At 66.0% G+C, this 13,734-nt stretch carries 15 protein-coding genes; all 15 read right to left on the bottom strand.

The features are described 5' to 3' along the window. Nucleotides 1–2: 2 nt before the first annotated feature. Nucleotides 3–1,721, bottom strand: coding sequence for an urease subunit alpha (gene ureC / locus HTY51_RS13210; RefSeq protein WP_174253159.1), 1,719 nt, complete (start codon nt 1,719–1,721; stop codon nt 3–5). 85 nt (nt 1,722–1,806) lie between these two features. Next, entirely contained in the window at nt 1,807–2,112 is a 306-nt protein-coding gene (locus tag HTY51_RS13205; RefSeq protein ID WP_174253158.1) for an urease subunit beta, read from the bottom strand. Between the two features lie 15 nt (nt 2,113–2,127). Continuing rightward, nucleotides 2,128–2,298: a hypothetical protein gene (locus tag HTY51_RS13200; protein ID WP_174253157.1), complete on the bottom strand. Its 171-nt coding sequence runs from the start codon at nt 2,296–2,298 to the stop codon at nt 2,128–2,130. Nucleotides 2,299–2,326: 28 nt separating this feature from the next. Continuing rightward, nucleotides 2,327–2,491 (bottom strand): hypothetical protein, encoded by a 165-nt coding sequence (locus HTY51_RS13195; protein WP_174253156.1) that lies wholly within the window; start codon nt 2,489–2,491, stop codon nt 2,327–2,329. Between the two features lie 13 nt (nt 2,492–2,504). Then, nucleotides 2,505–2,807, bottom strand: a complete 303-nt coding sequence (locus HTY51_RS13190; RefSeq protein ID WP_174253155.1) for an urease subunit gamma — start codon at nt 2,805–2,807, stop codon at nt 2,505–2,507. 220 nt (nt 2,808–3,027) lie between these two features. Beyond that, nucleotides 3,028–4,632: a nitric oxide reductase activation protein NorD gene (locus HTY51_RS13185; protein ID WP_174253154.1), complete on the bottom strand. Its 1,605-nt coding sequence runs from the start codon at nt 4,630–4,632 to the stop codon at nt 3,028–3,030. Then, entirely contained in the window at nt 4,616–5,440 is an 825-nt protein-coding gene (locus HTY51_RS13180; RefSeq protein WP_174253153.1) for a CbbQ/NirQ/NorQ/GpvN family protein, read from the bottom strand. Before HTY51_RS13180 ends, HTY51_RS13185 begins: the two co-directional genes overlap by 17 nt. A gap of 36 nt (nt 5,441–5,476) precedes the next feature. Beyond that, the gene (locus tag HTY51_RS13175; RefSeq protein ID WP_174253152.1) at nt 5,477–6,514 is read right to left on the bottom strand and encodes an aliphatic amidase; all 1,038 of its coding nucleotides are present in this window, start codon (nt 6,512–6,514) and stop codon (nt 5,477–5,479) included. A 454-nt stretch (nt 6,515–6,968) separates the two neighbouring features. Beyond that, nucleotides 6,969–7,319 carry a zinc ribbon domain-containing protein gene (locus HTY51_RS13170; protein ID WP_174253151.1) on the bottom strand — a complete coding sequence of 117 codons (351 nt, stop codon included), beginning with the start codon at nt 7,317–7,319 and terminating at the stop codon, nt 6,969–6,971. Nucleotides 7,320–7,336: 17 nt separating this feature from the next. Then, the gene (fmdA, locus tag HTY51_RS13165) at nt 7,337–8,569 is read right to left on the bottom strand and encodes a formamidase (protein ID WP_174253150.1); all 1,233 of its coding nucleotides are present in this window, start codon (nt 8,567–8,569) and stop codon (nt 7,337–7,339) included. 42 nt (nt 8,570–8,611) lie between these two features. Continuing rightward, complete coding sequence (urtE, locus tag HTY51_RS13160; protein WP_174253149.1) at nt 8,612–9,301, bottom strand: urea ABC transporter ATP-binding subunit UrtE; 690 nt, start codon at nt 9,299–9,301, stop codon at nt 8,612–8,614. Nucleotides 9,302–9,320: 19 nt separating this feature from the next. Continuing rightward, a complete protein-coding gene (gene urtD / locus HTY51_RS13155) occupies nt 9,321–10,064 on the bottom strand; it encodes an urea ABC transporter ATP-binding protein UrtD (RefSeq protein ID WP_174253148.1) in 744 nt (247 codons plus the stop codon). A gap of 22 nt (nt 10,065–10,086) precedes the next feature. Then, nucleotides 10,087–11,283 (bottom strand): urea ABC transporter permease subunit UrtC, encoded by a 1,197-nt coding sequence (urtC, locus tag HTY51_RS13150; RefSeq protein WP_174253147.1) that lies wholly within the window; start codon nt 11,281–11,283, stop codon nt 10,087–10,089. A 28-nt stretch (nt 11,284–11,311) separates the two neighbouring features. Continuing rightward, on the bottom strand, nt 11,312–12,226 hold the full coding sequence (gene urtB, locus HTY51_RS13145) for an urea ABC transporter permease subunit UrtB (protein ID WP_174253146.1): 915 nt from the start codon (nt 12,224–12,226) through the stop codon (nt 11,312–11,314). Nucleotides 12,227–12,315: 89 nt separating this feature from the next. Next, on the bottom strand, nt 12,316–13,584 hold the full coding sequence (urtA, locus tag HTY51_RS13140) for an urea ABC transporter substrate-binding protein (RefSeq protein ID WP_174253145.1): 1,269 nt from the start codon (nt 13,582–13,584) through the stop codon (nt 12,316–12,318). Nucleotides 13,585–13,734 lie beyond the last annotated feature (150 nt).

Raw genomic sequence — 13,734 nt, 5'->3', positions numbered from 1 at the left:
AATTAGAACAGGAAGTAGCGCTGCGCCATTGGCAGGCTGGTGGCCGGCTCGCAGGTCAGCAGCTGGCCGTCGGCGCGCACGTGGTAGGTCTGGGCATCCACCTCCATGCGCGGCACGTAGTGGTTGTGGATCATGTGGCGCTTGCCGACGCCGCGGATGTTCTTCACCGCCGCCAGCGTCTTGCCCAGGCCGTAGCGCTGGCCCACGCCGGCGGCCAGGGCGGCCTGCGAGACGAAGGTCAGCGAGGTCCGCGCCAGGGCGCCGCCGTAGGCGCCGAACATGGGGCGGTAGTGCACGGGCTGCGGCGTGGGGATGCTGGCGTTGGGGTCGCCCATGGCGGCGAAGGCGATGAAACCGCCCTTGAGGATGAGCGCGGGTTTCACGCCGAAGAAGGCGGGCTTCCAGATCACCAGGTCGGCCCACTTGCCCGGCGCGATGCTGCCCACCTCGTGGCTGATGCCGTGGGCGACAGCCGGGTTGATGGTGTACTTGGCGATGTAGCGCTTGACGCGGAAGTTGTCGTTGCGCACACCGTCCTCGTCCAGGCGGCCGCGCTGCGCCTTCATCTTGTGCGCGGTCTGCCAGGTGCGGATCACGACCTCCCCCACGCGGCCCATGGCCTGGCTGTCGCTGCTCATCATGCTGATGGCACCCAGGTCGTGCAGGATGTCCTCGGCCGCGATGGTCTCCTTGCGGATGCGGCTCTCGGCGAAGGCCAGGTCCTCGGCAATCGCCGGGTCCAGGTGGTGGCAGACCATGAGCATGTCCACATGCTCGTCCAGCGTGTTCACGGTGTAGGGACGTGTGGGATTGGTGGAGGAGGGCAGCACGTAGTCTTCGCCCACCACCTTCAGGATGTCGGGTGCGTGGCCGCCGCCCGCACCTTCGGTGTGGAAGGTGTGGATGGTGCGGCCCTTGAAGGCGGCGATGGTGTCTTCCACGAACCCCGATTCATTCAGCGTGTCGGTGTGGATGGCCACCTGCGTGTCGGTGGCCTCGGCCACGTTGAGGCAGTTGTCGATGGCCGCGGGTGTGGTGCCCCAGTCTTCGTGCAGCTTCAGGCCAATGGCGCCGGCAGCGATCTGCTCGTGCAGCGCGGCCGGCAGGCTGGCGTTGCCCTTGCCCAGGAAACCCAGGTTCATGGGGAAGGCGTCGGCCGCCTGCAGCATGCGCTCCATGTTCCAGGGGCCGGGTGTGCAGGTGGTGGCGAAGGTGCCGGTCGCTGGCCCGGTGCCGCCGCCCAGCATGGTGGTCACGCCGCTGCAAAGCGCCTCCTCGATCTGCTGCGGCGCGATGAAGTGGATGTGGCTGTCGATGCCGCCGGCGGTGACGATATTGCCTTCGCAGCTGATGATCTCGGTGCCCGGGCCGATGACCATGTCCACCCCCGGCTGCGTGTCCGGGTTGCCGGCCTTGCCGATGGCGGCAATGCGCCCGTCCTTCAGGCCGATGTCGGCCTTGACGATGCCCCAGTGGTCGATGATGAGCGCATTGGTCAGCACCGTGTCCATCGCGCCCTCGCTACGAGTGCGCTGGCTCTGCGCCATGCCGTCGCGTATGGTCTTGCCGCCGCCGAACTTCACCTCTTCGCCGTAACCGCCGGCGCGCAGGGTGTAGTCCTGCTCCACCTCCACGATCAGGTCGGTGTCGGCCAGGCGCACGCGGTCACCCTCGGTGGGGCCGAACATCTCGGCGTAGGCGCGTTTGGGGATCATGTTCATAACTGGACTCCCGTCGGGCCGCCCCAAGGGAGGCCACGGCCCCCTCGGGGGGCAGTGAATACACGAAGTGATGAACGTGGGGGCTTCATAGCTTCCCTTGCACCAGGCCGCGAAAACCGTAGACCTTGCGCTCGCCCGCGTAGTCCACCAGTTCCACCGTGCGCTGCTGGCCCGGCTCGAAACGCACGGCCGTGCCGCTGGCGATGTTCAGGCGCATGCCGCGCGCGGCCTTGCGGTCGAAGTCCAGCGCGCCGTTGGTCTCGGCGAAGTGGTAGTGCGAGCCGACCTGGATGGGCCGGTCGCCCGTGTTCTTCACCACCACGGTCAGCGTGCGCCGGTCCGGGTTGAGCGTGTGCGCGCCGTCGTCGATCAGCAGTTCGCCGGGGATCATGGCCTGCGTCCCGATCTACTTGCGCAGGGTCCAGATCGCCACGGCGATGAGCACGGCGACGATGACGAAACCCAGTACATCGGTGGCATGCCAGTGGGTGCCGCCCAGGCCATGCCCCTCGTGGGCCCGTGCCAGCAGAGGCAGCAGCGTGGCGCAGCCGGTGATGTGTGACAGCAGTCGTTTCATACGGGAGTCTCCGGTTGGAATGTCGGTTTCACTTGCGCAGGTGCCAGACCAGCATGCCGCCCAGCACACCAAAGGCGATGAAGCCGATGATGTCGCGCAGCGGCAGTTGCAGCGGCGCCAGGGTATTGCCATCGCCCGCCACCGTGGCGCTGGTCATGAGCAGGGCGAGCAGGCAGAGGACGAGTTGGCGCATGGTCTGGCAGCTTTCAGACGATGGGTTGGTGCACGGTGACGAGCTTGGTGCCGTCGGGAAAGGTGGCTTCGACCTGGATGTCGGGAATCATCTCGGCGATGCCGTCCATCACGTCGGCGCGCGTCAGCAGGGTGCGGCCCTCGCTCATGAGCTGGGCCACGCTCTTGCCGTCGCGCGCGCCTTCCATCACCGCGGCGCTGATGTAGGCCACGGCTTCAGGGTAGTTGAGCTTGAGCCCGCGCGCCATACGCCGTTCGGCTAACAGGGCGGCGGTGAAGATCAGCAGCTTGTCTTTTTCACGGGGCGTGAGTTCCATATCGCTTCGCTTCAAAATCAGACCGTGCGGCCGTTAAGGCCGGCCGAACGCGCGGCGTGAGTTCCATGGTCGTGCGTGGTGTGTTGTGTCCTGCTTATGCAATAGCCGTGCCGTCGTGCCCGCGCGGCGCCATGCCCGGATTTGTGCCTGGGCCCGCAGTTTCGCCTGTTTCGGGTGCACCGTCATCCCGTTGCGCACCGCCATGAGGCAATTCACCGGTTCAGATGCCTGTTAACCGTGCATGCAGGGCACTCAGCTGGCGTGGCAGCCGGGCCGGCGTTTCGGCAATGCGGTAGTTTCCGGCCCCGAAAATCCGGCGCGCATAAGCGGCTGCACCGGCATCCACGGCCAGGCCGCAGACCGGCAGGCCCAGGCGGGCCGCTTCCAGCACGGCGGCGCGTGCGTCCTCGACCAGATAACGTGCGTCGTGCACATCCACATCCGACGGCGCACCGTCGGTCAGTACCAGCAGGGCGCGCCGCTCGGCCGGTTCCGCCGCCAGCAGGGTGCTGGCGTGGCGCAGGGCGGCGCCCAGGCGGGTGGACCAGGCCGGGCGCAGGGCCAGCAGCCGGGCCTCGGCCTGCGCGTCCAGCGGCGCGCCGAAATCCAGCAGCCGGTGGTAACGCACCCGGGCCCGTGTGTCCGAGCAGAAAGCGTGCAGGGCGATGCGTTCGCCCGCGACCTGGGCCGTGCGTGCCAGCAGCAGGGCGGCCTGCTGCTCCACCTCCAGCAGGCTGGGGGCCGCTGCGCCGGCGCGTTCGCCGGTGGACTGGGAAACATCGAGCAGTACCAGCAGGCTCAGGGGCCGGGCCTGCGGGCCCGGGCGCTGGAAGAGGCGGCCCGAAGGCGCCCCTGCCAGGCGGCGTTCGACGGCGGCCTCGATGGCGGCGTCCAGGTCCAGCGTTTCGCCTTCCCACTGGCGGCGCAGGCGCCGGCCGTGCAAGGGGCGGTGCCGGTGCACGAGGGGCAACAACTGGTGTGCGGGCGCGGCGGCTGCGCCGGCCTGGAGCAGGGGCCGCAACTCGTACAGGGTGCACCAGTCCTGTCGCAGCACGGCACTGCGCGCGTCCCATTCGGGGTAGTGGTGGACGGCGATGAAGGATTCGACGGTCTGTGCCGCTGCGCCACCCGCAGGCGGCTGCTCCTGCAGCGGGGCCTGCAGGGCCTGGGCCTCTTCATCACGCGCCACGCCGTGGTCCCAGAGGTAGCTGTTGTCGTCGCGGTAGGTGGCGGGCACGGCGTACTGCTGCGGCTCGAAACGCACGCGCATCTGGCCCAGGTCGTTGGCCAGCACGGCGGCCAGGCGGCGAAAGGCCGTGCAGTCCTGCAGGCCGTGCTGCGCGCGGGCAGCGGCAAAAAGCGAACGCCCCTTGTCCACCCAGGCGTTGCCGTCGGCATAGTCCTCGTCGTGCAGGGCCAGGCTCAGGCGCGAGACCAGGGCCGTGAAGCTCAGGCCCTGCGGCTGCAGGCTCTCGCGCAGACCGGCCAGGAACCAGGGGCGTATCCCCGGCAGCTGAGCCATCAGCAGCTGTTCGACACGTGCATCCTCCACGGCTGCCACCACGGCCTGCGCGAGCGGCTTGAGTGTGGAGGAAGCCTGCGCCACGGGTGAGTGCAGCAGATGCGCCGCGGCATGGGCCACGGCAGCGCGCTGCTGTGCCCAGTCGCCTGCCGGCAGCAGCAGATGGGTGGGCGTGAGGATGGCGCGCGCAGGGGGCGTATCGGGCGGCGCCGCGGGCAGGGTCTGCAGCTGCAGCTCACGCCCGCTCAAGGCCTGCAGCAGCAAAGCGAGCGCCGGACGTGGCGCTTCAGGGGAAACTGGCATCGACCAGGGCGCGCAGGGCGGCGCTCATGTCGGGGTCGTCGGTCAGCGCGCGCGTCATGGTCATGTCGCAGCTGTCGCGCGGGTCCACGCCGTCGCGGATCAGGGTGCCGGCATAAACCAGCATGCGCGTGGACACGCCTTCGTCCAGGCCCCGTTCGCACAGGGCGCGCGAGCGCCGCGCGATGCCCACCAGGCGGGCGGCCAGTTCCGGCGCGATGCCGGCCTCGTGCGCCACGATCTCGGTCTCCACGGCCTCGGGCGGGTAGTCGAAGGCCAACGCCGCGAAGCGCTGGCGCGTGGACGGTTTCATGTCCTTGGCGCGGCTCTGGTAACCCGGGTTGTAGGAGACCACGAGCTGGAAGTCCGGGTGCGCGTGCACAAGCTCGCCCTTGCGGTCCAGCGGCAGCATGCGCCGCGCGTCGGTCAGCGGGTGGATCACCACCGTGGTGTCCTGGCGCGCCTCCACCACCTCGTCCAGGTAGCAGATGCCGCCATGGCGCACGGCCAGGGTCAGCGGGCCGTCGTGCCAGGTGGTGCCGCGTTCGTCCAGCAGCCAGCGGCCCACCAGGTCGGAGGCGCTCATGTCCTCGTTGCAGGCCAGCGTGACGAGCGGGCGCCCCAGCTTCCAGGCCATGTACTCGACGAAACGCGTCTTGCCACAGCCCGTCGGCCCCTTGAGCAGAAGCGGCAGGCGCTGCGCGTAGGCGTGTTCGTAAAGCGCCACCTCGCGCGCCGCCGGGCGGTACCAGGGCTGCGTGCGGATGCGGTAGACGGCCAGCGGATCGCCTGGGCTGTCGGACAGGTTCATGGTGTGCTGCGTGCCGGGGTGGCCGGCACCCTGGGTTCAGCGATGCACGGGCGGCGTGTTCGGAATGCCCTCGATGGGGCACTCCGGCGTGCCCACGGTGGAACGCGTGAAGGACTCCACCTGCTTGCGCGTGCCCTCGGGGTCGCTGATCCATTTGCCGTAGAACTCGTAGGGGCAGGCCGCCACACCGGTGTCGCCTTCGCCCGAGTTGATCTTGCCGGTATAACCGCGGTGCAGCAGCTTGAACAGGTGGTTCTCGCTCTGCCCGTTCTTGCGGAAGTCGCGGATCAGGCTCTTGGACAGGGCAGCGTACTGCACGCCGTATTCCTCCTCGCCGCATTCGCCCAGCGTGCGGCCGTCGAAGCCGATCAGGGCCGAGTGGCCGAAGTAGCTGTAGACACCGTCCCAGCCGGCCGCGTTGGCCACGGCCACATAACTGTTGTTGGCCCAGGCCATGGCCTTGGCCATGAGCACCTGCTGGTCCTTGGCCGGGTACATATAACCCTGGCAGCGCACGATGAGCTCGGCACCCTTCATGGCGCAGTCGCGCCAGATCTCGGGGTAGTTGCCGTCGTCGCAGATGATGAGGCTGACCTTGAGCCCCTTGGGGCCGTCGGAGACATAGGTGCAGTTGCCCGGGTACCAGCCTTCGATGGGCACCCAGGGCATGATCTTGCGGTACTTCTGCACGATCTCGCCCTGGTCGTTCATGAGGATGAGCGTGTTGTAGGGCGCCTTGTTCGGGTGCTCTTCGTGCCGCTCGCCGGTCAGCGAGAACACGCCCCAGACCTTGGCCTTGCGGCAGGCCTCGGCAAAGATTTCAGTTTCTTCACCGGGCACGGCAGCGGCGGTCTCGTACATTTCCTTGGCGTCGTACATGATGCCGTGGGTGCTGTACTCGGGAAAGATCACCAGGTCCATGCCGGGCAGGCCCTGTTTCATGCCGACCAGCATGTCGGCGATCTTGCGGGCATTGGCCAGCACTTCGGCCTTGCTGTGCAGGCGGGGCATCTTGTAGTTGACGACTGCGACGCCTACGGTGTCGTTGCTGCTGGAGATATCGCCGTGGATCATTTCGTTTCTTCCTTGTCTATTGGGTGTTTCTGTTCAGGTGGTGGGCTGAGAGAGTTTTGTAACCACCCCCTATCCCCCCCCGCCCCCTTCCCACCCTCGCCAGGGCGGGAAGGGGGAGCCGATTTGGTGGTTGGTGGAGGGATACGCTTCTACGACGCATAGGTCGCCACCGGTTTTGGATTGCCTGCATTTCAGGCTGGCGGTCGTAGAGACCGCGAAGGGATGTGCGCACCCCTGGCTGGCAGCTGCGCGCCAGCGAACGAGCCATTGACTACGACCGTAGCCCTCTACTCTCGGCAAGCAGAAGCAGTTCGCGACCTCACCCTTGTAGAAGCGTAGCCGGCGCGACGAAACAAAATCGGGCTCCCCTTCCCGCCCTGGCGAGGGTGGGAAGGGGCGGGGGGATAGGGGGTGGAAGAAGAGGCGTACATAACAAGTACGGCAAAAAAGAAAATCAGTGACTGATCATCCAAGGCCGCTTACCAGCAAAGGACTTGCTCCCATCCGCCGCCGTCACGGTAGAGCCACGCTTGCCACTGGTAGAACAACACCCACACCCCGCCGGATGCTTGAGCCGCCCATACGCCCCATCCCGCGAGGACCGCGGAGCATGAGAGGCACGCTCATTCGTCTCGTGCGCAGCCCGTGTCTCGCTGCTCAGGCAAGCCAGACGCGGTGCGCTGACGAACACGCGCGTGCTCACGGTGCCGCAATCCGGGCAGCTGCAGGGCTCGTTGCGCTGCGCCAGGCTGCGCAGGGCCTCGAAGCCCCCGCAGTCCGGGCAGTCGTAGTCGTAGGTAGGCATGCGGGGCTCCTGTGCGCTTACTTCACGTCCTGCGAGATCGGCATCTGGATGCTGCCGTCGATCATCTTCACCGGGCCGGCGGCCGTGGGGTTGATGTCGAAGTCGAAGATCTCGGTCGGCAGCCACAGGGTGGCGCAGGCGTTGGGCACGTCGACCACGCCGCTGATGTGGCCTTGCACCGGCGCCGTGCCCAGGATGGAATAGGCCTGGGCGCCGCTGTAGCCGAACTTCTTGAGGTACTCGATGGCGTTCAGGCAGGCCTGGCGGTAGGCCACGTTGACGTCCAGGTAGTGCTGCTTGCCGGCCTCGTCCACCGAGATGCCTTCGAAGATCAGGTAGTCCTTGTAGTTGGGCGTGATCGGGCTGGGCTTGAAGATGGGGTTCTTGATGCCGTACTTGGCCATGCCGCCCTTGATCAGGTTCACGCGCATGTGCACCCAGCCGGCCATCTCGATGGCGCCGCAGAAGGTGATTTCGCCGTCGCCCTGGCTGAAGTGCAGGTCGCCCACGCTCAGGCCCGCGCCGTCCACGTAGACCGGGAAAAACACCTTGGAGCCGCGCGACAGGTCCTTGATGTCGCAGTTGCCGCCGTGTTCGCGCGGGGGCACGGTGCGCGCGCCTTCGGCGGCGACCTTCTTGGCGGCTTCGCCCGTGAGCTTGCCCAGGTGGGCGGTGGCGGCGAAGGGCGGGTTGGCCAGGCCGGGCACGCGGGTGGGGTCGGTGTCGATCAGTTCCTGCTCGCGTGCGTTCCAGGCATCGAGCATCTTCTTGTCGGGCAGGCAGCCGATCAGGCCGGGGTGGATCAGGCCGGCGTATTCGACGCCGGGCACATGGCGGCTCTTGGTGAACATGCCGTTGAAGTCCCAGATGGACTTCTGCGCCAGCGGGAAGTGGTCGGTCAGGAAACCGCCGCCGTTCTTCTTGCTGAAGAAGCCGTTGAAGCCCCAGGGGCTCTCGTCCTTGGCGCCGATGTCCAGCAGGTCCACCACCAGCAGGTCGCCGGGTTCGGCGCCCTTGACCCCCACCGGGCCGGTCAGGAAGTGGACGATGGACAGGTCGATGTCACGCACGTCGTCGGCGCTGTCGTTGTTCTTGATGAAACCGCCGGTCCAGTCGTAGGTTTCGAGGATGAAGTCCTCGCCGGGGTTGACCCAGGCCGCCATGGGAATGTCCGGGTGCCAGCGGTTGTGCACCTGGGGGTTGCTGTAGGCGGACTGCTTGAGGTCGACTTTGATGAGGGCTTCGGCCATGGTGCTTCTCCTAAAGGTCAGGGTGAAAAAATGGGGGAGGGGTCAGACGGAAAGGTAGGACTTGATGCGCTTCACATCGGTCTGGTCACGCGCGGTCTCGTGCACCAGGCGGCCGCCTTCGATCACGAACAGGCGGTCGGCCACGTCCATCGCGAAGGACAGCACCTGCTCGGAGACGATGATGGTGATCTCGCGCAGCTTGCGGATCTCGTTGAGCGCCTTGGCGATGTCCTTGATGATCGAAGGCTGGATGCCTTCGGTGGGCTCGTCCAGCAGCAGCACCTTGGGGTTGGTCACCAGCGCGCGGGCAATCGCCAGCTGCTGTTGCTGTCCGCCCGAGAGGTTGCCGCCCTTGCGCCGGCGCATGTCCCACAGCACGGGAAACAGCGCGTAGATCTCTTCGGGAATCTGCTTGTGCCTGGCGTTCTCCAGGCCGGTCTGGATGTTTTCCTCGACGGTCAGCGTCGGGAAGATCATGCGACCCTGGGGTACGTAGGCGATGCCCTTGGCAACCCGGCGGTAGCTTTCGTCCTTCGAGACGTCCTGCCCGTCGACCAGGATCTGCCCGGACTTGAGCGGCAGCACACCCATCAGGCTCTTGAACAGCGTGGTCTTGCCCATGCCGTTGCGGCCCATGATGGCGACCGTCTCGTTCTTGTTGCTTTCGAAAGAGATGCCGTGCAGGGCCTCGCTCTGGCCGTAGGCCGTGTACATGTCGGTGACTTTGAGCATGGTTGTTTCTCCTGGGGAATCAGTGACCGAGATAGACGTCGATCACCTTGGGGTCGGCCTGCACCGTGGCCATGGAGCCCTCGGCCAGGATCTTTCCCTGGTGCATGACGGTGACCTTGTGCGCGATCTGCTTGACGAACTCCATGTCGTGCTCGATCACGATCACCGAGCGGTTCTTGCAGATGCGCTTGAGCAGCTCGGCGGTGAGTTCACGCTCGCGTGCGCTCATGCCGGCGATGGGTTCGTCCAGCATCAGCAGCTCGGGGTCCTGCATCAGCAGCATGCCGATCTCCAGCCACTGCTTCTGCCCGTGCGAGAGCAGGCCGGCCTCTTTCTCCAGCGTGTCGGCCAGGCCGATCTCCTCGGCCACCACCTGCACGCGGGCCTTCACCTCGCCGGTGCACTTGAAACCCAGCGCGCCGAAGACCGAGCGGCCCGTGGGGTAGGACACCTCCAGGTTCTGGAAGACGGACAGGTTCTCGTAGATCGACGGCGTCTGGAACTTGCGGCCGATGCCGCGGCGCACGCGGATGTGCTCGTCCAGTTTGGTCAGTTCCTCGTTCTTGAACTTGATGCTGCCGCCGCTGGCCTTGGTCTTGCCGCAGATCAGGTCCAGCAGCGTGGTCTTGCCCGCACCGTTGGGGCCGATGATCACGCGCAGCTCGTTCTTGTCGATGTAGAGGGTCAGGTTATCGATGGCCTTGAAACCGTCGAAGGAGACCGTCAGGTCTTCCACGGCCAGGGCGAAGTCGGTATTGCTCATGGTGTGCTCCTGTGTCGGGGGGTCAGGCGCTCTGGCCACTCAGCTGGGCTGGCGTGGGTCGTGCCGCGGGGCTGGCCTGGGTGACCGGCGTATCGGTGGCCGCGTCGGCCGCTACCGCGGCGCGGATGGCCAGGCGCTCGGCCTGCTTGCGCTGCCACCAGGGCTTGACTTTCTTGTCCCACAGACCGGCCAGGCCGTCGGGGAAAGCCATGGTCACGCCTATGAAGAGCGCGGCCATCAGGAAGAGCCAGAGGTCGGGGAAGCTCTCGGAGAAGTAGGTCTTGCCGAAGTTCACGAGCAGGGTGCCGTAGACTGCACCCACCAGGCTCAGGCGCCCGCCCACCGCGGCGTAGATCACCATCTCGATCGAGGGCACGATGCCCACGAAGGACGGCGACATGAAACCCACCTGCAGCGTGAACAGGGCCCCGCCGATGCCCGAGAGCGCCGCCGCCAGACAGAACACAAAGACCTTGAACATGGCCACGTCGTAGCCCGAGAAACGCACCCGGTCTTCCTTGTCGCGCATGGCCAGCAGCAGGGTGCCCAGCTTGCTCTTCTGGATCCACAGGCACAGCAGGATGCCGCCGATCAGCAGGAAGGTGCAGAGGTAGTAGAGGATGTACTTGGCGCTGTCGGTGCGCGTGTCCCAGCCCAGCACGGTCTTCAGGTCGGTCATGCCGTTGACGCCGCCCGTGTAACCCTGCTGGCCGATGATGAGCACGGTGAGGATCAGCGCCACGGCCTGCGTGATGATGGCGAAGTACACCCCGCCCACACGCCGCTTGAACATGGCGTAGCCGACGATGAAGGCCAGCAGCGTCGGCACCGCCACCACCGCGAACAGCGCGAAGGGCAGGTACTCGAAGGGCTGCCACCACAGCGGCAGGGCCGTGAGCTGGTTCCAGTCCATGAAGTCCGGGATGCCGGGGGTGGACTGGATCTTGGTGGTGATGGGGTCGGACGCTTCGAGCTTGAGGAACATGGCCATGGCGTAACCGCCCAGGCCGAAGAACACGCCCTGGCCCAGGCTCAGCACGCCGCCGTAGCCCCAGAGCATCACGAGCCCGAGGGCGACGAAGCCGTAGGTCAGGTACTTGCCCACCAGGTTGAGGCGGAAGATGTCGAAGACCAGCGGAAAGACGACGGCCAGCAGCACGGCCAGGATGAGCACGCTGCCCAGTCCCTTGCTGGCGATCCACGCGTTGAATTTGTTCATGGGGTGACTCCGGAAGTAAGAAGCAGGATCAGCGACGCACCTTGCTGGCGAACAGGCCTTGCGGGCGGATCATCAGGATCACGACGATGATGGAGAGCGTCAGCACCTTGGCGTTCGAGCCGCTCATGAAGAACTCGCTGATCGACTGTGTCTGCGCGATGCCGAAGGCCGAGGCCACCGTGCCCAGCAGGCTGGCCGCCCCGCCGAAGGTCACGACCAGGAAGGAGTCCACGATGTAGAGCGAGCCGCTGGTCGGGCCCGTGGAGCCGATGGTGGTGAAGGCCGCGCCCGCCACGCCGGCGATGCCGCAGCCGATGGCGAAGGTCAGGCGGTCGGTCTTGCTGGTGTTGATGCCGATGGCGTTGGCCATGGTGCGGTTGCTCACCGTGGCGCGCACCCGCAGGCCCCAGCGGCTCTTGTACAGCGCCAGCAGCACACCGCAGGTCACGAAGGTGGTCAGGCCCAGCACGAACAGGCCGTTGATCGGGATGTCCAGGCCCTCGTGCGGCGACCAGGAGCCCATCAGCCAGTCGGGCAGCGTGGGGCTGACCTCCTTGGGGCCGATGGCGGTGCGGAAGATCTGCTGGATCGCCAGGCTCAGGCCCCAGGTGGCCAGCAGTGTGTCCAGCGGGCGCTTGTAGAGAAAACGGATCAGGCCCCACTCCACCAGCCAGCCCGCGATGAAGGCCAGGCAGAAGGCCACCGCGATGGCGACCAGGAAGTAATAGGGCATCAGATTGGGGGCGAACTTCTCCACCAGCGTGGAGAAGAGGAAGACCGTGTAGGCGCCGATGGTCATGAACTCACCATGCGCCATGTTGATCACGCCCATCTGGCCGAAGATGATGGCCAGGCCCAGGCCCATGAGCAGCAGCACCGAGAACAGGCTCAGCCCCGCGAAACCCTGCATCAGGGTGATGTTGAGTATTTCCGAAAATTCCATGGCGTCACCTGCCTGTCTGTGTACGAATCACGGGTGGCGGCCCCCGGGTCAGCGGGCGGCCGCCACCTTCTTTCCCTGAGCGGATCTGATTACTGGTAGCCCTTCGGGAAGGGATCGGGTTCGATCAGCTTGGGCGACTCGGCCACCACCTTGAAGGTGCCGTCCTTGTTGCCGATGGCGATGCGCGACTTGCTCCACAGGTGGTGGTTCTCGTGCAGCTTCACGTAGCCTTCGGGTGCGGTCTTGAGCTCGATGCCGGGCGATGCGGCCACGACCTTGTCCACGTCGAAGCTGCCGGCCTTCTCCACGGCGGCCTTCCACAGCCAGGGGCCGAGGTAACCGGCCTGCGTCACGTCGCCGATCACGGCGTCCTTGCCGTACTTGGCCTTGAAGGCCGCGACGAACTTCTTGTTGTTCTCGTTGTCCAGCGACTGGAAGTACTTCATCGAGCTGTAGAAGCCGGTGAAGTTCTCGCCGCCCACACCGGTCATTTCGTCTTCCGTCACCGACAGGGTGAGCAGGAACTGCTTGTCACCGGTGATGCCGGCGGCCTTGAGCTGCTTGTAGAAGGCCACGTTGGAGCCGCCCACCACGGCCGCGAAGATGCAGTCCGGCTTGGCCACCTTGATCTTGTTGATCAGGGAGTTGAAGTTGGTGTTGCCCAGCGGGTAGTACTCCTCGCCGACCACCTTGCCCAGCTTGCCCACGGACTCGATGTGCTTGCGCGCGATCTTCATCGAGGTGCGCGGCCAGATGTAGTCCGAGCCGACCAGGAAGAAGGTCTTGGCTTTCTTTTCCTTCGAACCCCAGTCCAGGCCGTAGATGATCTGCTGCGTGGCTTCCTGGCCCGTGTAGATCACGTTCTTGCTCTGCTCCAGGCCTTCGTAGAAGGTCGGGTAGTAAAGCAGGCCGTTTTCCTTCTCGAACACCGGCAGCACGGCCTTGCGCGAGGCGCTGGTCCAGCAGCCGAAGACGGCGGCCACGTGGTCGTTGACCAGCAGCTTCTTGGACTTCTCGGCGAAGGTCGGCCAGTCGGAGGCGCCGTCTTCCTTGATCACCTTGATCTTGCGACCCAGGATGCCGCCCATGGCGTTGATCTGGTCGATGGCCAGCTGCTCGGCCTGGATGGAGCCGGTCTCGGAGATGGCCATGGTGCCGGAGGACGAGTGCAACTGCCCCACGATCACTTCGGTGTCGGTCACGGCCAGCTTGGTCGTGTTGACCTTGGCGGTCGGGAACTGCTGGGCCGCGGCCAGGGCGGGCACACCGGCCACGGACAGGGCGCCCATGGCCTGCAGGACCTGGCGGCGCTGCAGGCCGGTGGCCAGCGGGTGGGAGGGGGCAGACGGTTTCTTCATGAGGCACTCCAGTTAGAGGAAGAGGGAACCAGGAAACACCTGCGGGAGGTGCGGGCAACACGGTGTCACCACGGCCTTGAGATTAGGGAGAGGAGCGCGTACGGCCCATACGTCAATCAACGTATCGGTGTCGCATCGCGATCCGAGAAC

This window comes from Rhodoferax sp. BAB1, assembly GCF_013334205.1.
In the GTDB taxonomy this organism is placed as follows: Bacteria; Pseudomonadota; Gammaproteobacteria; order Burkholderiales; family Burkholderiaceae_C; genus Hylemonella.
The sequence above is the reverse complement of the archived record's forward strand: the minus strand, read 5'-3'. Positions and strand labels throughout refer to the sequence as shown.

Bases quoted from the DNA above. Each gene is read 5' to 3' on its own strand.
- ureC (WP_174253159.1), bottom strand. From the start codon at position 1,721: ATGAACATGATCCCCAAACGCGCCTACGCCGAGATGTTCGGCCCCACC.
- HTY51_RS13205 (WP_174253158.1), bottom strand. From the start codon at position 2,112: ATGATCCCCGGCGAACTGCTGATCGACGACGGCGCGCACACGCTCAAC.
- HTY51_RS13200 (WP_174253157.1), bottom strand. From the start codon at position 2,298: ATGAAACGACTGCTGTCACACATCACCGGCTGCGCCACGCTGCTGCCT.
- HTY51_RS13195 (WP_174253156.1), bottom strand. From the start codon at position 2,491: ATGCGCCAACTCGTCCTCTGCCTGCTCGCCCTGCTCATGACCAGCGCC.
- HTY51_RS13190 (WP_174253155.1), bottom strand. From the start codon at position 2,807: ATGGAACTCACGCCCCGTGAAAAAGACAAGCTGCTGATCTTCACCGCC.
- HTY51_RS13185 (WP_174253154.1), bottom strand. From the start codon at position 4,632: ATGCCAGTTTCCCCTGAAGCGCCACGTCCGGCGCTCGCTTTGCTGCTG.
- HTY51_RS13180 (WP_174253153.1), bottom strand. From the start codon at position 5,440: ATGAACCTGTCCGACAGCCCAGGCGATCCGCTGGCCGTCTACCGCATC.
- HTY51_RS13175 (WP_174253152.1), bottom strand. From the start codon at position 6,514: ATGATCCACGGCGATATCTCCAGCAGCAACGACACCGTAGGCGTCGCA.
- HTY51_RS13170 (WP_174253151.1), bottom strand. From the start codon at position 7,319: ATGCCTACCTACGACTACGACTGCCCGGACTGCGGGGGCTTCGAGGCC.
- fmdA (WP_174253150.1), bottom strand. From the start codon at position 8,569: ATGGCCGAAGCCCTCATCAAAGTCGACCTCAAGCAGTCCGCCTACAGC.
- urtE (WP_174253149.1), bottom strand. From the start codon at position 9,301: ATGCTCAAAGTCACCGACATGTACACGGCCTACGGCCAGAGCGAGGCC.
- urtD (WP_174253148.1), bottom strand. From the start codon at position 10,064: ATGAGCAATACCGACTTCGCCCTGGCCGTGGAAGACCTGACGGTCTCC.
- urtC (WP_174253147.1), bottom strand. From the start codon at position 11,283: ATGAACAAATTCAACGCGTGGATCGCCAGCAAGGGACTGGGCAGCGTG.
- urtB (WP_174253146.1), bottom strand. From the start codon at position 12,226: ATGGAATTTTCGGAAATACTCAACATCACCCTGATGCAGGGTTTCGCG.
- urtA (WP_174253145.1), bottom strand. From the start codon at position 13,584: ATGAAGAAACCGTCTGCCCCCTCCCACCCGCTGGCCACCGGCCTGCAG.